Genomic DNA, 16457 nt, shown 5'->3' on the forward strand with positions numbered 1-16457 from the left:
CGCATGACTTCTTGTGGGTTGAACCTTACGAGGCTTATTTTTCTGATTTCTCATCGTTCTGGGACAAAATGGTATCCGCCACAGTGGTTGCCGTGGTCACAAATATACCCAGGCCGACGATGATGTAGATCATCGTAAAGATCTTCCCCGCCGCGGTTTCCGGAGAAAAGTCACCAAATCCCACAGTCGAAATCGTCACGACAGAAAAATAGATGGAATCGAGCCAGCTCCAGCCTTCGACATAATGATAAAACACCGATGCCCAAAGGATCATACCGGCCGTAAAGGCCAAAAGTCCCTTTACTCTGCCGTCCTTGAAGGCGACACCGATCCCTCGCGAAATTCTGGTTAGTGCATTCATTGCGATCTCACTTTCGAATAATTGCATTTGTATCAGAATTGAGGATTTTCGGAAGAAACAAAGCTGATGAACATGCCGCTAATTTCACGGAATGTTCCATAACTGCCAAAAAACAAACAGGGGCTTAAGGTCGTCACCGCTCTGGCGAAGGTTCTCGTTCGGAATAAACACCTTACCGATCTTCGGGATGGGAAACACTTCGATTCCGAAGAACTTTGCCCGCATGCCACCGCAAATAGCTTGTTTGCGAGCGAATGGGATTGTCATCAATCAAGGCGCAAACCGCGTGCCGTCCAATAGACAAAATCTGTGCCTTCAATAGATTGCCGATCCAATCCGGAAAGCACATCTGAGAACTGGTTAAGTTCTTGGGCTCGGCAAACCCCTCTCAAAGGACCGGAAGTATAGCCAAATCTTTTGAGGTAGCCCGGTAAATCAGAGTGCCTCATATACACGAACCGTCGGTCGGGTGACGCGTACACTGAGGCGGCACCCAAGGGCAATCGGTGTCTGTTTTTGAAACCGCATACAACAAGTGTTTCATCTGGCTGATGGGTTGATTGCAACGGCGAAAGCAGATCCTGCAGGTCTATGCCGAACTGTTCTGCAGTGTTGGGATGACTATAATCAACCGTACGTTTGATCGGACCCTGCTCGGAAAAACACAACACCGCCAGCAGTAAGGCCCGCACCCAAAGCCGTTTTGAGATCAGCAAGATGCCCCAAGCTGCGCCCACCATCAACATTGGCAATATCAACAAAGTATAGCGATCATAGACCTTTCCCGATGCCATCCACATTGCCAGGAAAAAGAACAATGCGATCCCGGCAGGGGCAAGCAGCCGTGGTCGGCCGAGTGCGAAGGGCAGGGCGCAAAGGCCTAAAATACCCGCAAACCTTAAGACTGGTGCATTACCCAGGATGATTTCTGACAGCTTCTTTAGACTTCGATCTGACACGGTGGGCGCAAACCGGTGTAGCATTTCACCGCGCACACTGCCTTGAAACTCGGTACCAAAACCTAAGCGCAGGTACTGGAACAACGGCCATAGAAATGCCAGCAGTAAACAGGCCACCATGGTCCACTGGAAGGTTTTGTTTCTTAGAATCTCGCTTACGGGTCGATCCTGCCAGCGCCGGGTTAGAGCAAGTGTCAGGAGTGCCAGAGCCAAAAATGCGAGTGGGGTCGGACTTTTCTGCAATCCAGCCAGAAACACAGTGACCCCGAACCATGGCCACAACTTTGGACGCTCGAACGCGGCAAGCATCGTGACCACCCCCAAGGTGGAAAAAAGCATTGCCCCGCTATCCAGCATGGCCGATGTCGCATGTCCCCAGAAGTTTTTTGAACTGGACACAAGCAACACCGCAGGCAACATCAGCCAAGGTTGATCGGGAACCATAACTCGGGCGAGCAAAGCCGTTGCAATCAGCGACCCAAGCGCAAACAGCATCGAAGGCAGATGCAGGGCCAGCATGTGCGACATTCCCTGCTCGATCAATGCCGCTGTCATCCAATATTGAAGGGGTGGTTTTTTTAGGCTGGGCTCATTCTGAGAATATACGGTAAGCCAGTCATTGTTGCGGATGAAACCCAGGCTGCGGTCATAAGTAAAAAATTCATCAATCTTTGACAGGCCATCTTGCCCCAACCCGGACATGTACCAGCACCACAACAATGCGATGGTGATGCCTGTTATTGCATAGGGTAGCCATTTGTGGGTCTGCAAATGTTCGATGCCCGAATTTTGGACCACTCTGGTTATCCTCTGACTTGTTGTAATATGATGTGTTTTGGACTAGGCGAGTACTTGAATTTCGGGGTCTGATCAATCACAAACCCCGGTGACTGTATCCAAGAAGCTTTGATTGCGATGTCGACCGAACCTAAGGAAAACGCTGATAATCGACCCACAGTTTCGGTTGTGATTCCCATGCATAATGAGCAAGGGGCCGCTGCTGGATTGATTCAGGGGATCTGCGACGCCGCTTCTGATCTTCCTGCGTTCGAGATCATCGCGGTTGATGATGGTTCGACCGATGGTACCTTTGCGGCGCTGCAGGAGATGCAGAAAGAATGCCCGCAGTTGCGCATACTACGGCATAAAACGGCAGGTGGGCAAAGTGCCGCTGTCCATTCTGGCGTCAAGGCCGCGCGCGCCGATATCTGTTGCACTCTGGATGGCGATGGACAGAACCCGCCAGAAGAACTGCCCAAGATCTGGGCGCCGCTGGTATCTGGCGATGATGCGCAGGTCGGTCTTGTGGCGGGGCAACGGGTCGGTCGGAAAGATACCGCATCAAAAAAGCTCGCCTCGCGATTTGCGAATGCCTTGAGGGGCTGGATGCTGAAAGACGGTACTCGCGATACGGGTTGCGGATTCAAGGCGTTCAGAACGCAGGCGTTCCTTGATCTACCGTTTTTCAACCATATGCATCGATACCTGCCAGCGCTGTTCAAAGCCTACGGATGGAATGTTGCACTGGTTGATGTGGCGCATCAGCAGCGCATGACCGGTGAGTCAAAATACACCAATTTCGGGCGGGCCATGGTCGGCATTTGGGATTTGTTCGGCGTTGTCTGGCTGACCCGCCGCGCCAAATCTGTTTCAGCAACCGAGGCAAACCGGTCGTGAAAGAAACCATTCTGGAAATCCTGCACGTCGACAGCCCGACCGAGGCCCTTTGGGTATTCATCGGTCTGGCTGGTCAATTGATGTTCAGCGCTCGTTTCATCGTTCAGTGGATTACATCAGAACGCGCAAAGAAATCGGTCATACCGATGGCCTTCTGGTATCTTTCGATTGGCGGCGGGCTGATACTTCTCAGCTATGCGATCTATCGCCGTGATCCAGTGTTTATTCTGGGCCAGTCGATGGGTTTGTCGATCTACCTACGCAACATCTTCCTGATCCGGGCCGAGAAGCGCTGATTAGGACTTCGCTTGCACTATTCAAACATTCTTCGGACTTGACTGGTTGCCCCGTTCAGCGGGTCGCAGCCGACGTCAGGCTTGTGTGAATAACCCTTTCTTGTTTCTGGGATATTTGTGCTAGTATCGCACGCATAGATTATTTCATTTTGTTTCAGGAGGTCGTTTCCTTTGCCCGATACCTCATACCGGCAGTTCAAGCTGCGCCCTCTGGAAAAGGCTGATCTTGAGATCGTGACCCGCTGGTTTCAGGATGTTCAAGACCTAGCTCTGTTCGACAGAACCACGCGAATTCCGCAAAATTTGACGCAAACCGAACACGCATGGGAAGGCGCTGTTGGCATTTCTAACAGAGAGGAAAAATGTTGGTTTGTGATTGAAAATGATGATCGAGATGCGGTGGGCGTGGTTGGTCTCGAATCGATTTCACCCTTCAATCGGGATGCGGTTGTTCCGGTTTTTGTAGAAAAGTCATTGCGGCGTCAGGGCGTGGCGGTGCGAGCTGTTGCATTGATGTTAGATTTTGCCTTTCAGCAATTAGGACTTAACCGGATAACTTCTTATTATCGGGCCGACAATCACGGCAGCCGCGATCTGATCAGTCGATTGGGTTGCCAGATCGAAGGCACGATGCGGCAGGCTTGGTTCGCGGACGGGCAGTTTCACGACATGGTGGTCGTCGGTATGTTGCAACAGGACTGGGCTGAGCGTCGGAACGTGTTGGCACAGGAACTGGGCCGGGAAACGGTGGTCAGTTTTGGGGCAACAGGCATGTCCTGGCCGCCTGAATGCGGTTCTGCTACTTGAAATGATGCGAATTTTGCTTGGTATATTATTAAAACGCTCTTGTCGGAATCGACGAGACCACGCAGTTGAGTGCACCCAGTGAATACGACCGGTTCGGACACTTCAATCAGACAAAAGCTTGGGGCGGTGCTGTTTGCCGATGTTGTTGGCTATTCCCGCTTGATGAGTGAGAACGAGATGGATACGTATAACGCGTTGAAATCTCTTTTGTTCCAGCTCGAAGAGACTTGCTCGAAGTATCAGGGCAAAATCATTGAGGTGCGCGGCGACGGCATTCTTGCATTGTTTGATACGGCCACCAGCGCGGTTGAATTCAGCATCGAACTGCATCGAATTGCGGCCGAGCATAATCTGACGCGGCCGGACGGCCAGCACATTAAATTCCGTGCGGGCGTTCATTTGGGCGAGGTTTTGATGGATGAGCGTGGCATCCACGGCGACAACGTCAACATCGCCGCCCGCCTGCAAGAGATTGCCGAGCCCGAGCGGGTTTTTGTCAGTGCGGCCGTTTATGAGCAGATCCGCAACCGGCTGCGTTATGGCTATGAATTCCTTGGCCCCAAACAGCTCAAGAACATCATGTCTCCGGTCGCGACCTACTGTGTTCGAACCGAGGTCGAAGGAGCGACAATGGCCGCCACCTTGCGTCCTGAGATGCAGTTGGAAGTGCTCGAACGGCCCGATATCCCCTCGGTCGCAGTATTGCCGTTTGCCAGTCAAGGTGGTGAGGAAGATGATAACTGGGTCGCCGAAGGGCTGACCGATGACATCATCATGAACCTGTCCAAGTTCCGGAACCTGTTCATCATCGCCCGAAACTCGTCCTTCTTCTTCAAAACCCAGTCAATGTCGCCTCAGGAAGCTGCCCGGCGCCTAAACGTGCGCTACATCGCGCGCGGCAGCGTGCGCCGATCATCCAGCAGAATCCGGATCACGGCCGAGCTGATTGACGCCAACACTGAACGCACCATTTGGGGCGAGAGGTTTGACCGCAAGCTCGACGATATATTCGACATTCTGGACGAAGTGACTGAATGCATTGTTGCAGCCACCGCGGTGATGATCGAGTCGCATGAAAAACAGCGTATGGTACAGGCGATCCCGTCGGACTTGCGGGCCTATGGGTCTGTCCTTCAGGGGCAGCATCATATCTTCAAGTACACACGCAACGATAACCGCAAGGCACAGCATTGCTATGAATCCGCTCTTGAGCGTGACGGCGGCTATGCACGTGCTGCAGCAGCCCTGTCGCGCACGTTGAATATTGATTGGCGCTATTCGTGGACTGAAGACCCAAACAGCGCGCTCGACAAGGCACTATCGTTGGCCCAACGTGCCGTGGAACTCGACCCGACCGATGCACGGGGGTTTGGAGAGCTGGGTTATGTACAACTCTATCGAAAAGAGTTCGATTCCGCGATCGAATCCTACAAGCGCGCCCTGCAGCTGAACCCCAACGACGCGGATATGCACTCGGACTACGCAGACGCACTAGCTCATTGGGGAGATAACGATACTGCGATTAAGCATCTGCAACAGGCAATGCGCCTTAACCCGTATTTCCCTGATCAATATCTGTGGCATCTAGGCGGAGCCTATTACAACCTCAAGCGCTACGACGACGTGATCGCGTGCGTGAACAAGATGAACAACCCGACCGAAGGGCAGCGCGTACTGGCCGCCAGCTACGCTCATAAGGGCGAACTGGATATGGCCCGCCAGATCGCTGACAAACACCGTGCGGCGCATCCTAATTTCTCACTCTCGCGCTGGGCCAAGGTTCAACCAGACCGCCTGTCCGACGATACGCAGCATTTTGTCGAAGGTTTGAAAAAGGCTGGATTCTGAGAGGCAAGAACGGATGCGTCCTGCGCCGCCGCCTTTCATCCGGCGCGGTGTCCGATGCAACGACGCACAATTAGAAGTTTCCGCAGGTAACCATGAATATATCAATAACTGAACAACGCGTCCTGCACATGTTGGCTCAAGGCGGAACAATCCGCCACGAACGCAATCCCAATGGAAAAATAGTGCATGTTGTGTGCAATACGCTTGACAGATCCCTGCTATCCGACTGCACGTTCGACATCATTGGTAAACTGCGCCGTAAGCGCTTGACCGTGTCGCGAAACTCCGGCTCTAACAGCATATCGGCTATCGGTCGCCGCTCTGTTGGGCGACAGCTAAGCAACAGAACAGCATGATGATGTTATGATAATACGTAACGAAACAGGCGCTGACATTGCGCTCATTCAGGCTGTCACTGAGGCAGCATTTGCTACAGCAGAGCACAGTTCAGGCACGGAAGCTGCTATAGTCGATGGCCTGCGCAAAGCTTCCGCTCTCACCTTGTCATTGGTCGCTGAGGAAGATGGGGAGCTGTTAGGCCACGCTGCATTTTCCCCGATCCTGATTGATGGCAAAGACATGAATTGGTATGGCCTGGGGCCAGTATCCGTCCGCCCTGACCACCAGGGCAAAGGAATTGGTGGCGCTCTTATCCAAGATGGGCTGGGGAAGCTCCGCGCTCTGGATGCAAATGGATGTGTTGTTATGGGGCACCCGGATTATTATCCGCGTTTCGGGTTTGTACGAGATGACAGGCTTCGATTTGAAGGCGTGCCGCCCGAGTATTTCATGCAGCAAGTCTTAAATGGCAAACAACCTGACGGCGCGGTAACTTACCATCCCGCGTTTTTCATTGAGTAATAAGTTTCGAAGCTTCGCCCCATGCAGAAATAGGGCGGTGCGACAAATCCTGGATTGGGTTCGAAGCTGACATAAAGTTGCTGCTGCCCACACACCTGCACGTATGTGGCCAGCAACACTTGTCATATCAGGCTTAACCCAACAGCGCTTTGCTTAATCAGGCCCTATTCCCCGCGGGCCTTTGCACCGCTGACTTTGGCACCTGAAACTTTAGCACCCGACACTTTGGCTCCGCTGACCTTGGCGCCAGAAACCTTGGCCCCGCTCACCTTGGCACCCGATACCTTGGCTCCAGCCATCATTGGCGCGTCGTATTCGAAATAGACGTCCAGAAGTACTTCCTCGATCTGACCGGCGGCAATATCCATGCGGATGGTGTAGTCGGCCTGATCATAGTTCCAGACACGGATGTCATTCGCCATCTGGTAGTCCGCGGCTGCAACACCTGATACCGATGGGTTCATCGGGGCACGTGCCGCCTGTTGCGTGGTGTCCTGGGCGTCGGCGTCATTGCTGGTTTGCAGCTTGAACCCATAGGGCAGGTTGCCACCCGTGGCGCTGTCGCCTGCACCATGTACTAGAAAGATCGTCGGTTCCGGCATTTCGTAATAGGTGCCGTCATATGCGAAGCCATAGATTCGGGCCAGCCGGGCATCGCCTCCGAACTGGTCCCCGATGAAGTTGTTGACGCCGCGACCCTTTCTGCGGTCATCTTGTTCAACAAACAACTGCTTGCTGTGGCTGTTTGCTGTCTGCTGCCAGAATGTGTGTTTGAAAACGCGTCCCCGACGAACGTAGACAAATGATTCAAAAGAGACCTTCTTACGTTTGTCCAGTTTCAGCTTGTCGCCGTCGTTCTGGTCCTTGATGATCTTGTAAATCCCGGACTTGTTGTTTGCGCTGTCTCCAACCTGCACAAGAATCCGATCATCTTCGCGGACAGCCACACCATCAATCTTGGTGATCTCATCTGAAAAATCAAAATTCGTCGCCACCTCAATTGCCAGCCGGACCGATTTCTGCCGCAGTTTAAGATCGCTTAACTCTCGCCCAAACAATAATACCTCGGAAAAACTGAGTAACGACTCAGACATATCACTTTCTCCCTATCGGGGGCTGACGGAGCTTTATGCCACGTCCGTCCCGGTTTGCGCATTGGTCTGCGCTTCGTTTGTCGAATTATCACCCCGTGCCCGTAACCTGACATAAAACCGAGGTAAAAACAAAGACTTTAAGGTTCTTTTGGCTCGGGCGCTAGTGTTCGAACCGATGCTGCATGGCTCGACCCATCCGGCTTAGTCAGACGTGGGCCAGGGCGTGCCAATCCGATGTCGCGCATGCGGAAATTGCCTTCGATGATCTGGCGGAATGCCCCTCCCGTGATCTCTTGGTCAACAACAACCAACGCACGCTCAACCCCGAAGTAGCTCAACATATCTGCATCCAGCATGTCCAAAGCGTCGGCAAGATAGGTTCCCAGCAAATCCCGCGCTTCTATCAGCGCAACGCGGAATCCTTCCGGGTCAGCGGCGTAATGCTCGTCGAATAAATCCTGCATGATCGCGTTGTATTCGTCAGAGCCTTCCAGCTCATCCGAAAGCTCCTCCATCTCGGGGTCGATCACATCATGTGCAACCAGCCGCTCGTGGTAGATATCGACCAGAATGTCGAACATCGCCCCGGTCAGCGGTTCCGACAGCGCGTGTTCACTGGACCAGCCATGTGAGAACTCGGACAGAGTCCGGTCATTAGCGGCGATGCGGATTTGCGAGTTTTGGGACAGCTCAGCAAAACGGCTGAGCCGGTTATAGGTATACAGGTTCCCGCGCGTGTTCTTCAGCAGTTCATCTACGACTGAACCGAAATGCAGTGATGCAAGCAGTGCCACCATATCTGCTGCTGATTCATGAAATCCATAATACTCACCAGTTGCGTCCTCTTCTGACGGCATGCCGATGACGCTGTAGATGATGGCATGGCCGATCTCATGCGCCACGACGTCAAAATTAAGGCTATAGGGGCGGTATTCGTCGCCATGTTCTCGGGTGCCGCCGGTTTCCAGAAATCCCCAGCCGATATGCGCGTTATCAAGGCTGGGCAGTAGGGAAAGTTCCAACCGTTCAAAATCACGCTCGAAATGCCAGGGGATAGGGCGGCCGAAATAGCCCTCCCATACATCCATCGTAAAATGCGCTGCGCCAAACAGATGGGCAGCTTCAAAGGCCGGATCGTCGGGATCGATATGGATAAAATTTCCGAACTCGTCGGGTTCAGGGGGCGGCAAGATATAGCCATCCCAGGCGGGCAGATACATCTCGGGCCCTTCTTCGCCTTCAATCATCGCGCCATAGGGGATCGTCTTGTCGACCGGGTACATCGCATACATTCGCGGTCCCGATGGGCCGGGTCCGATCGTACCCTGCGGGGCAGAGATCTCGACCAGTTCAGGTTTCGAATTCGGCTCTAAGAAGGGCGATTGCGGGTAAAGCAAGAACCGTGTGCCCGGAGTTTCGTTGTCCGAATAGTCGGGCCAGATCGTCATTGTCCCCTCCCGTTATTGTCCCGGTTCACCTTCGGTGTGGCAAAACATGTATTCAGCTTCAATCAGATCAAGAAACGCCTCGCGCCCGTCAAGACCAAGCGCGATTGCATGGGATTCAAGATCATCTGGCACCGCCTGGTCAAGCCGCGTTTCAAAATACCAGAGCAGCGATTGCATTCTGTTTGCAGAACCATTCACCCGATCCAGCCCCGCTATCCGGCTGGCCTTGCGTCGCGCCCGATCACGCAGCGCGCCATAGCGACCATCGTGGCGCAGCTGGGCTAGCAGGGCAAAGTCGAGCTCATCCGCGCGCGCTGTGATGGCCGTATCTTTGTAGGAACAGTCCGCCAGCAATGCCTCGTATTGAGCAAGCGTCAGATCGTTGTCCTGCAACCATTCCATCAGATCGGAGTGGCGGGGCAGGCGGGCCGCGCGACGGTGCTGAGCCATCTGTTTTCGCAAGGTATCCCGATCAGGCAGGTGATTTATCCGATATGCTTCGTCGCGCGCCAACAGGTGCAGCGCGGCGCGGTCGCGTAGTTGGACATAAAGGGCTGGGTCCAGCCGCAGCTCGTCCACCAGTGCCCACGCATCCGGGTCATGCGGAGCGGTCTCGGAATCCACACGAGTCCGCAGTTCACGCCAGACCAGAGTTCGTTCGACGCGTGTCGATTCCGGCGCGTCGGAACCTGCTTCCAGGTACCGCGCCATCTGCGCCAGCATCTCGCGTGCATCGTCGCCTTTGGCATCCACTTGCCCGCCGGGCAACCAGTTCCGAAACGTCGCCGAGTCTGTGTCGGTCTTTGCAGCCGAAATCACCTTGTCCCAAACTCGGTCGCGATAGTGCAGCGCCTTGGCTGCACCCAGCAATATCTGTGCCTCATCCTCCGACACCACTTCGGCCTTCACCGCTGCGGACAGCGTGGCCCGGATCGAGACCATAGGCTCACTCAACGGTATGAAGCCAAGCTCGGCGGGGCCGTGCAGCACCGCGACCTCATCGTCATCTGCAATGGCGCCGCTCAGGTAATCCTCGAACACCCGTCCGACGCCGATCATCCCGAAATCAGCCAGTTCCGCCGCCCGTAACGCACCCATGCTGGCGCTGCCGAATACCGGAATGCCCTGTTCCAGCGCCCACAGGATTTCCTTGTGCCAGACCGAAGGCACCCCGTCGAAATACCCGTCGATAATGCCAATTGCTTGCGGCCTGTCGCGCACCGCACGATACACATCGCCCTGCTGAACCGGGGGCAGGATTGTTGCATTCAGATGCTCCTGCACGGCTTCGGGTCGCAGCGTGGGTCCAACAAAAACAACGACGGTCATGCCGACACCGCCCGCACCCTCGGACCGGCGATGAAGTCAGGATCGTCATGCGGGGCTTCCAGCCCCGGAATGACCGCGCGGACGACCGCGATGTCGATCCCGGGTCGGGACAAATCAACCGTTATCACTTGGTAGATCCCGGCCTCAGACAGCCGGGACAAAAGCAGATCGAGATCCTCCGTGAAAGACCCTGTTACATGCGAGGGGCAATCCGTAAAACGCTTTGTCGGCTTTGCGCCTTCGATCAGCTCGCGAATATACCGTCCGCGCCACTGGCGCGCCTCGTCGATAAACTCCTCAGGGTCCAGGTCGTCCCGCGCGCCTGAGATATAGGTCAGCCGTGTTTGCGCCGCCTCGGTCAGCGCGCGTAGCAGCGCGATGGCGCGGTCGGGGTGACAGCCATCCCCGATCCCGATATGGCCGTTTGTCTCGCCGGTCTCGCAGATTACACAGCGAAAACTGGCGATGCCGATATCCGAGGTCGTGTCCCAGATCCCCAGCTCCAGCCCCGCCTCTGCGATCAAGCTCATGGCCTGACGGCAGCGCGGGTCATCGACTGTATCAGGATCGACGCGGGGTGTTGGACCCCGATGATGCCACAGCGTCGTGGCATCGCGCTCGATCAGTTCGCAGATCGCGTGGCAGCTAGCCTCAGCGGCATCGTTTCCCGATGCCAGACCATTTGTCGTACGCGGAAACGCGCGCTGTCCGTTGGCCATAGAGGTCGTGTAATCCGTATCCACCATCTCATAGGGCACCCAGCAAGCAGCATCCGCGTTCAAGTCCTTCCCCTGCACCCACAGCATCGCACGATGCGGGTCAAACTGCCCGCCGGTTACGCGGGGCAGGCGGTCCACATTGACCACGTATTCCTGCGCCAGATCGGTGTGGCTGCACAGCCGCAGCGGCAGCTCGATCCGTTCCGCATGCCACGACTCGATCGCCTCCATCACCCCCGAGGCCTGCGCCGCACTCAGCGACAATCCCTTGCCCAACGACACCGCAACCGAGCGCGAATTGGGCCGCGTCACCATCACGGTCGGCAACCCGATCCGATCAAGTCCGGTCAGATTTGCGATCCGTGTGATGCCCATCTCTTTGAGAAACGGTTTGACGATGGCAAGGGTCTCTTCTGGATCGCGCAGCCGGTGGGTATCCAGCACATAGGTCTTCTGCGATTCTCCGAGCATTCAATTGACCTTGGTAAATATGTGATTAACCAACCAAACCCGCCAGGCGGATCAAGTCGGGGTCAGGATGCGGGATGATTGCGAATGGGTCAACACCACTGCCTGAGCGAACCGGCGATGCATGGCCCGCATCGCGCTACTAGATGGAGCGCCTCAATAGCTCTACCGGTAGAGCAGATTCTTCGTAATCGAAGGTCGGGAATTCCAGCCCCCTCGAAGCGCCATATTTGCCAGTTAGATACCTCTAGGTTCCAGACTCATTGATTTACAATCAAAATAGCACGGTAGCTGCTAGAGCGATGGCAGAGAGGAAGACCTTTGGGCATCGGTCAAAGCGCGTAGCAACCCCGCGCCAGTCTTTCAGACGTCCAAACGTAATCTCGATCCTGTTGCTACGTTTGTAGCGACGCTTGTCGTACCGGAAAGGTTTATCGCGTGATTTGCGACCCGGGATACAGGGATTTATTCCCCTGTCCTTAAGGGCTTCGCGGAACCAGTCCTCGTCATAACCTCGATCTCCCAGCAGCCAGTTAGCCGATGGCAGACTGTTCACCAGATCCCTGGCCCCCGTGTAATCGCTCACCCGCCCAGCGGATATGAAGAAGCGGATGGGGCGTCCCAGACTGTCGGTAACGGCATGCAGTTTCGTATTCATACCACCCTTGGTGCGCCTTATCAGCCTGCCACACTCCCCTTTTTAAACCGCAGGCTGGAAGCCCTGCGGTGCGCTTTGAGGTAAGTCGCGTCAATCATGATGGTCTTAATGATCGCTTCCCTCCGCAGAAAGCCCAGTCATGATCCGAGCGAACACTCCCATATCGCTCCTCCGCTTCCACCGGTTGTACAGCGTCTTTGGTGAACCATACTCGCGAGGGGCATCGGACCACCGCAACCAATTGCGATTGATGAAGATAATACCACTGAGCACACGCCGATCGTCCACCCTTGGCTTGCCATGGCACTTTGGAAAGTAAGGCTGAAGGCGAGACATCTGCTCGTCGGTCAGCCAGAATAGATTGCTCATGATACACCCCTGAAACTCACGGGCATGAATCACGCAGGCGGGATGACGGCAACCAAATTAATAGGTCCAGAAGCTAGACAAGCTCGGTAACAGTTTTTTGTTTGCCATCCTTGTGCAAATATATAAAAGCCGACCTAAAGAGCCCGCCGGGAAAATTCTCTCGGTCTGAAATAACTTTTAAAAAATGGTCTGTATGATTCAATGAACGCTTCTTCTTCACAAAAAATGTGTTTGGATAATCTACTCAAGAAATTATCGGACAAAACTGCCGTAATCGGTATTGTTGGACTAGGATATGTCGGCCAACCTCTGATGCTTCGGTACTCAGAAATCGGATACAAAGTTCTGGGCTTTGATCTGGATGAAGAGCGTGTTCGCCAGTTGAATAGCGGACATAGCTCCATTGAACACATCGAAGATGCACGTATTGGACAAGCGCGCGAGAATGGCTTTGAAGCGACAACCGATTTCTTACGGATTGCAGAAGCCGATGGAATAATGCTCTGCGTACCGACTCCTCTGAACAAGTATCGCGAGCCCGACATGAGCTTTGTCACGAGTACTTGCGATCAGATCGCTCCGTACTTGCGTGAAGGGCAGGTCGTAGCATTGGAAAGCACCACCTATCCAGGCACAACGAAGGATGAAGTTCTGCCACGTCTGGAACGTAATGGTTTAAAGGCTGGCGAGACAATTTTTGCTGTCTACTCTCCAGAACGCGAAGACCCGGCCAACGCAGATTTTACTACCCATACTATTCCGAAGGTCGTTGGAGGTCACACCGAAGCTTGTCTTGAAGCAGGTCTCGCTCTGTATAATCACGCGATTGACAGTCTGGTACCAGTAAGTTCGACTGAGACCGCCGAAATGACGAAGCTTCTAGAAAATATCCACCGCGCAGTGAACATTGGTCTTGTAAACGAGATGAAGATCGTAGCCGATCGAATGGGAATTGATATCTTTGAAGTGATCAAAGCAGCGGCAACAAAACCGTTTGGATTTACACCCTACTATCCTGGCCCTGGCCTCGGCGGGCACTGTATACCGATTGACCCTTTTTATCTGACCTGGAAGGCCCGTGAATACGGTGTAAATACGCGTTTCATCGAATTGGCCGGTGAAATCAACACCGCAATGCCGGACTATGTCTTTGGCAAGCTCGCCTCGGCTTTGAACGAGCGTTCCAAATCGGTTCGCGGGAGTAAAATCATGGTTCTGGGGATCGCCTACAAGAAAAATGTAGATGATATGCGTGAAAGCCCATCCGTTGCGCTGATGGAGAAAGTTCGGGACCGGGGTGGTGTCCTAAGCTATTCCGATCCACATGTTCCGGTTTTCCCAAATATGAGGGAACACCAGTTCGACTTGTCGTCCGAAGCGCTGACGCCCGACGTGCTGGCCGCGCAAGATGCGATCATTCTTGCGACCAATCATGATAAGTTTGACTATGAAATGATCACCAAGCACGCCCAGCTCATCATCGACACAAGAGGTGTATATGTTACTGGTGCGAAAAATGTCGTAAGAGCCTAGCAGGGTGACTTTGCGCACGCATGTAATTGCGTCTGACGTGGACAGATGCGGAAGAGGGATAGAAGCTCAAAGATCTACTATGTGCTATGTAATATCCGCGAGCTGACAAATATCACCAGACAGTTGTGACCGCGAAGCCGTCTTTGGTTGCAGGATTCGTATATCGATAGATTGAAAGTTAACAAATGGAACCCATGCGTCAAAACGGGTCTGACAATCTTGATGAACTTCAGCACCGCTCTGCAGTTGGGCGATACGGTTCGGAGTGGTCAGCATGGGCAATTTTTGTCGGCGTGGCGTTTCTCCTTCAAATGTTTCTCGCCTTGAACACACGTGCGCCATTCGTGATCGAAAACGGTGACAACGGTTCCATTCTCTATATCATCGCGCATTGGATTCAGCCCGAAGCGTTCATGGATGATGTGTTGTTGGGCGTCGATGGCACAACCAGTTTTTATCAGGCAGCTTTGATGTGGCCCAACTATCTGCTTGGGCTAGCAGGGGTTGAGCTCGGCTTTTTTTATGTGATCATATGTTTCCCAATAGCGATGGCGCAGATGGGCGGCTTTTACCTTCTTGGTAAACAGCTCTTTTTAAATCGGAATGTTGCGATCGCTCTTGCACTGATCAGCATTCCCACGGTTTTTACGATTTCCGGTGATTTATGGGGTCACTACTATTCACCGCTTCTGCGCAGCGCATACGGTGCAGCGTTGCCCTGGCTTTTGTTGATATTGATATCACCCTCCCGACCCAGACCCTATGCACTGATGACCGCCGCTGCCGCTGCGAGCTACCTGCATCTTCCTTCTGGCCCACCTGTTGCTCTGGCTCTTCTGTTTGTCAGTTTGTTGCGGCGAAGTGAGGGCCAAGGCTGGGGTTATGCTTTCGTTCATCATGTGCTTGCCGGGGTGCTATATCTCGCGCTGATGAGCCCGTATGCTTTGTTGTTCTCTCAAACCTTCGCTGCAGGGGACAAGGAGGCTTTGCAGCAGTTTGCAAATTCTCCTTATGCGAATGTCGGCATGGCGATTGATCATCTATCAACATTGCGAGGCGTCAGACGCATGTCTATCTTGATTTCTCGCGTACCGGGCATGGAGTGGGCGGATCGAGTTGTGGTACCTTTCTTCGGCGTGTTGTTCGTTGTTGGGGGATTATCCTTATTGGTCGTCACCTTTACAAGCGTTCTACCTTCGCATCTACGGTCACGTCTGTCTTTTTCGCAGTCGTGGTATTGGGTTGCTGGTTTCTTTACCACCACGATTTTTTTGGCATTGGGTATTTCTGCTATTGATCAAGCTATTGCGGCGGCGCAGGCGCGTGGCCCTCTGCAGCTTGATTTCATTCGAGCCACGCGTTTTGGAGTTCCCGCAACATATATTGGCATGTTTATGCTGATCACATATCTGGCACAGCGGTTTAAGCCCAAGGCCTCGTGCCTTGCTCCAACTTGTACGATAGCGCTCGCCGTCTGGGTCTGGTTGTTTGCCTACCCGTCTACCAGCCACGGTCTGTATCGCATGACCAAAGGTCAGAGCATAGAAGATACCAATCTGACGCAGTTTGGACAATTCTCTCAGAAGATGGCTGAAATCGACGGCGTTGGTCCGATCACCCCAGTTTTGCGCTATGATTATCTTTCTAGCGCATTACGTTATGTCGCGTTCTTACCGCTGACTTTTAATCGCAAGGACAATAACTTCATATCGTACAGCGGTCGCCTTGATTCGCGCGAGCATCGCGCATTGATGGACCAAATTGATGCCATCCGCAAAGCGCGACGTGATCCCGACGCTCAGGTTCCAATCATTACTGGATTTGTGGATGTGCTTGGTTCACCAGATGTGGTGATTGATCGTCGCGTCGTGCAAGAACTGGCAGAAGCACGGCTTGTCTCCGAGTATGGCTTTGACTTGCAGTTGGAACTTGGTCCATTTGCATACTACCGACGCGCACAATAGCAGCCACGACCGCGCTTGTAAGAAAGCATGTCCCCTGTTAACAGCAATATCGATGAGGCCATAGAA

At 53.7% G+C, this 16457-nt stretch carries 14 protein-coding genes and 1 pseudogene; 8 read left to right on the forward strand and 7 right to left on the reverse strand.

Annotated elements, in window-relative coordinates; genetic code table 11:
* Positions 1-34: 34 nt before the first annotated feature.
* Together AC2FI7_RS18455 and AC2FI7_RS18460 are read right to left on the reverse strand one after the other, a co-directional pair.
* Complete coding sequence (locus AC2FI7_RS18455; RefSeq protein WP_170471240.1) at positions 35-361, reverse strand: potassium channel family protein; 327 nt, start codon at positions 359-361, stop codon at positions 35-37.
* Between the two features lie 266 nt (positions 362-627).
* Positions 628-2118 carry an ArnT family glycosyltransferase gene (locus tag AC2FI7_RS18460; RefSeq protein ID WP_010443059.1) on the reverse strand — a complete coding sequence of 497 codons (1491 nt, stop codon included), beginning with the start codon at positions 2116-2118 and terminating at the stop codon, positions 628-630.
* A 117-nt stretch (positions 2119-2235) separates the two neighbouring features.
* On the opposite strand from AC2FI7_RS18460, the gene AC2FI7_RS18465 reads away from it, so the two are divergent.
* From AC2FI7_RS18465 to AC2FI7_RS18490, 6 genes are all read left to right on the forward strand, one after another.
* Positions 2236-2997 (forward strand): glycosyltransferase family 2 protein, encoded by a 762-nt coding sequence (locus AC2FI7_RS18465; RefSeq protein ID WP_010443060.1) that lies wholly within the window; start codon positions 2236-2238, stop codon positions 2995-2997.
* Positions 2994-3293: a lipid-A-disaccharide synthase N-terminal domain-containing protein gene (locus tag AC2FI7_RS18470; protein ID WP_010443061.1), complete on the forward strand. Its 300-nt coding sequence runs from the start codon at positions 2994-2996 to the stop codon at positions 3291-3293. The genes AC2FI7_RS18465 and AC2FI7_RS18470 overlap by 4 nt, the downstream gene beginning before the upstream one ends.
* 171 nt (positions 3294-3464) lie before the next feature.
* Positions 3465-4100, forward strand: coding sequence for a GNAT family N-acetyltransferase (locus tag AC2FI7_RS18475; RefSeq protein WP_496815696.1), 636 nt, complete (start codon positions 3465-3467; stop codon positions 4098-4100).
* A 78-nt stretch (positions 4101-4178) separates the two neighbouring features.
* The gene (locus AC2FI7_RS18480) at positions 4179-5948 is read left to right on the forward strand and encodes a tetratricopeptide repeat protein (protein ID WP_010443063.1); all 1770 of its coding nucleotides are present in this window, start codon (positions 4179-4181) and stop codon (positions 5946-5948) included.
* Between the two features lie 92 nt (positions 5949-6040).
* On the forward strand, positions 6041-6304 hold the full coding sequence (locus AC2FI7_RS18485) for a YjhX family toxin (RefSeq protein WP_010443064.1): 264 nt from the start codon (positions 6041-6043) through the stop codon (positions 6302-6304).
* Between the two features lie 7 nt (positions 6305-6311).
* The gene (locus AC2FI7_RS18490) at positions 6312-6809 is read left to right on the forward strand and encodes a GNAT family N-acetyltransferase (protein WP_496815697.1); all 498 of its coding nucleotides are present in this window, start codon (positions 6312-6314) and stop codon (positions 6807-6809) included.
* A gap of 164 nt (positions 6810-6973) precedes the next feature.
* Here AC2FI7_RS18490 and AC2FI7_RS18495 read toward each other — a convergent pair whose 3' ends face one another.
* The 5 genes and pseudogenes from AC2FI7_RS18495 to AC2FI7_RS18515 form a co-directional block, all read right to left on the reverse strand.
* Positions 6974-7903 carry a pentapeptide repeat-containing protein gene (locus AC2FI7_RS18495; RefSeq protein ID WP_010443066.1) on the reverse strand — a complete coding sequence of 310 codons (930 nt, stop codon included), beginning with the start codon at positions 7901-7903 and terminating at the stop codon, positions 6974-6976.
* Between the two features lie 137 nt (positions 7904-8040).
* Positions 8041-9351 carry a gluzincin family metallopeptidase gene (locus AC2FI7_RS18500; RefSeq protein WP_010443067.1) on the reverse strand — a complete coding sequence of 437 codons (1311 nt, stop codon included), beginning with the start codon at positions 9349-9351 and terminating at the stop codon, positions 8041-8043.
* A gap of 12 nt (positions 9352-9363) precedes the next feature.
* Positions 9364-10680: a TfuA-like protein gene (locus AC2FI7_RS18505; protein ID WP_010443068.1), complete on the reverse strand. Its 1317-nt coding sequence runs from the start codon at positions 10678-10680 to the stop codon at positions 9364-9366.
* A complete protein-coding gene (locus AC2FI7_RS18510; protein WP_010443069.1) occupies positions 10677-11870 on the reverse strand; it encodes a YcaO-like family protein in 1194 nt (397 codons plus the stop codon). Before AC2FI7_RS18510 ends, AC2FI7_RS18505 begins: the two co-directional genes overlap by 4 nt.
* A gap of 271 nt (positions 11871-12141) precedes the next feature.
* Positions 12142-12894, reverse strand: a pseudogene (locus tag AC2FI7_RS18515) (IS5 family transposase).
* A 201-nt stretch (positions 12895-13095) separates the two neighbouring features.
* Here AC2FI7_RS18515 and AC2FI7_RS18520 point away from each other — a divergent pair.
* Positions 13096-14427, forward strand: coding sequence for a nucleotide sugar dehydrogenase (locus tag AC2FI7_RS18520; RefSeq protein WP_238528835.1), 1332 nt, complete (start codon positions 13096-13098; stop codon positions 14425-14427).
* Positions 14428-14612: 185 nt separating this feature from the next.
* Positions 14613-16391 carry a hypothetical protein gene (locus tag AC2FI7_RS18525; RefSeq protein WP_010443073.1) on the forward strand — a complete coding sequence of 593 codons (1779 nt, stop codon included), beginning with the start codon at positions 14613-14615 and terminating at the stop codon, positions 16389-16391.
* Positions 16392-16457 lie beyond the last annotated feature (66 nt).

This window comes from Ruegeria sp. YTSA064 (assembly GCF_059610325.1).

Bases quoted from the DNA above. Each gene is read 5' to 3' on its own strand.
- AC2FI7_RS18520 (WP_238528835.1), top strand. From the start codon at position 13,096: ATGAACGCTTCTTCTTCACAAAAAATGTGTTTGGATAATCTACTCAAG.
- AC2FI7_RS18495 (WP_010443066.1), bottom strand. From the start codon at position 7,903: ATGTCTGAGTCGTTACTCAGTTTTTCCGAGGTATTATTGTTTGGGCGA.
- AC2FI7_RS18510 (WP_010443069.1), bottom strand. From the start codon at position 11,870: ATGCTCGGAGAATCGCAGAAGACCTATGTGCTGGATACCCACCGGCTG.
- AC2FI7_RS18455 (WP_170471240.1), bottom strand. From the start codon at position 361: ATGAATGCACTAACCAGAATTTCGCGAGGGATCGGTGTCGCCTTCAAG.
- AC2FI7_RS18500 (WP_010443067.1), bottom strand. From the start codon at position 9,351: ATGACGATCTGGCCCGACTATTCGGACAACGAAACTCCGGGCACACGG.
- AC2FI7_RS18465 (WP_010443060.1), top strand. From the start codon at position 2,236: ATGTCGACCGAACCTAAGGAAAACGCTGATAATCGACCCACAGTTTCG.
- AC2FI7_RS18490 (WP_496815697.1), top strand. From the start codon at position 6,312: ATGATAATACGTAACGAAACAGGCGCTGACATTGCGCTCATTCAGGCT.
- AC2FI7_RS18505 (WP_010443068.1), bottom strand. From the start codon at position 10,680: ATGACCGTCGTTGTTTTTGTTGGACCCACGCTGCGACCCGAAGCCGTG.
- AC2FI7_RS18485 (WP_010443064.1), top strand. From the start codon at position 6,041: ATGAATATATCAATAACTGAACAACGCGTCCTGCACATGTTGGCTCAA.
- AC2FI7_RS18525 (WP_010443073.1), top strand. From the start codon at position 14,613: ATGGAACCCATGCGTCAAAACGGGTCTGACAATCTTGATGAACTTCAG.